The sequence below is a fragment of the Acidovorax sp. KPB24-03 genome (assembly GCF_057546605.1).
On the sequence record NZ_BAAJYR010000608.1, the window covers coordinates 1 to 1,572 of the forward strand.

1 protein-coding gene is annotated in these 1,572 nt (G+C 71.6%); it reads left to right on the forward strand.

Going from position 1 to position 1,572, the window contains the following annotated elements:
• Positions 1-293: 293 nt before the first annotated feature.
• Positions 294-1,572: DUF3592 domain-containing protein (locus AC27KI_RS24460; RefSeq protein WP_487116349.1), on the forward strand; the 1,279-nt coding region annotated here is incomplete at its 3' end.

The window sequence follows — 1,572 nt, forward strand, 5'->3', positions numbered from 1 at the left end:
GGCCAGCAGCGAGCGGCGCGGGCCGCGGGCCGCGGCGGCGCAGGGGGGGAGCGGAAATCGTCGGTCAGGGGTCGGGTGGCGGTGCATCGGTGCTTCTCTCGTTGGTGGTTGTCGAGAAGAAGACACGCAGCCCCCCGGAAAGGGGACAGCCCTTTTGCTTTGTTTCGATCGATGTGTGCGAAGTGTTGCGCGCGCGCCGCGCCGGGGCGTTTCGCGCCCCGCCACGCGGCCCCTTGTGGCGCGGGGCTTGATATTCTTCGAGCCACAAGAAACGACATCGACGAGGAGAACCCGTGGCCAGAGAGCGGACGAGGGCAGGCAGCATCGGCACCCGGCTGGCACTGCTGGCGTTCAGCGCCGTCTTCGCCGTGGCATTTGGCGTCTTCGGCTACACCTACGGACTGCGGCCCCTGGCCAGCACCCTGCGCCTGGCGTGGGAGGTGCAGCACCGCTGGCAGCCGGTGCAGGCCGAGGTCCTCTCCGCGGAGCTTCGGAGGGAGGCGCGCCGTTCGGGCAGCGGTACGGGGCCCGCGTTCGAAGTGCAGGCCCGCTACCGCTACGCCGTGGACGGCAAGCCCCATGAAGGCACCCGCGTGGGCCTGGATCCGGCAGGCCATGGCGAATCGATGGACTTCGACGGTTGGCAGCGCCGGTGGCTCGCGCAACTGCAAGGCGCCCGGACCAGCGGGCACACCGTCACCGCGTGGGTGAACCCGGTCAACCCGTCGCAATCGCTGATCGACCCCGCCATCCGCTGGCGCCTGCAGCTGTTTCGTCTGCCCTTTGCCCTGGTGTTCACCGGCGTGGGCCTGGTGGCGGCCTGGGTGTTCGTCGTCGTCCTGCTGCGCTGGCGCAAGATGGCTCGCGAAGAGGCCGATGCCGCGTCCCTGTCGGACGGGCCGGTGCCCCCGCCTGGGAACCCGGCACGCCGATCCCTCGGCATCCTGTGGCTCATCGCCTTGTTCTGGTGCGGCTTCAGTGTCCCGCTGGCCGCCTTGCTGTGGCCCGATCCCCATATTCCGTGGCTCGCCAAGGGGGTCGTGGGCCTGTGCGCTCTGGTGGGCATCGGGCTGCTGTGGTACTCGGGGCATGTCACCTACCTGGCCTGGCGATACGCGGGCACCGGGCTCGCCTTGCAGCCCGCGCGGCCACTCGCAGGGCATCCGGTCGAGGTGGCGCTGGTGGTGCCGGCCCGTGCCGCGCCCCGCATGCAGGGGCACAGCCTGCAATTGCGACTGGCCCAGTACCGGGTGGACGAAGCGAGTTCGGGCTCACCCGAACGGCGCGTGGAGTCTTTCGCCGAGCCCGTGGCGATGCAGCCGGCCAGCGGCGGCCGGCTGCGGCTGGTGGCGCGTTTCCTGGTGCCGCCCGATGCGCCGACCAGCGGCGCCCCGCCGCTCGGGCGAGCGCGTGGAATGGCGGCTGGACCTGCTGCGCACGCCGCAAGGCGAGCCGGAGTTGACGTGCGACGTGCCCGTCCAGGCGGCAGCGCAGCCCCTGTCAGGGGACCCGCCGGACCGCTTCGACCGCCGGGCGGCCTGGAAGGGCACGCCCGTTCCCGGTCAGTGCCCG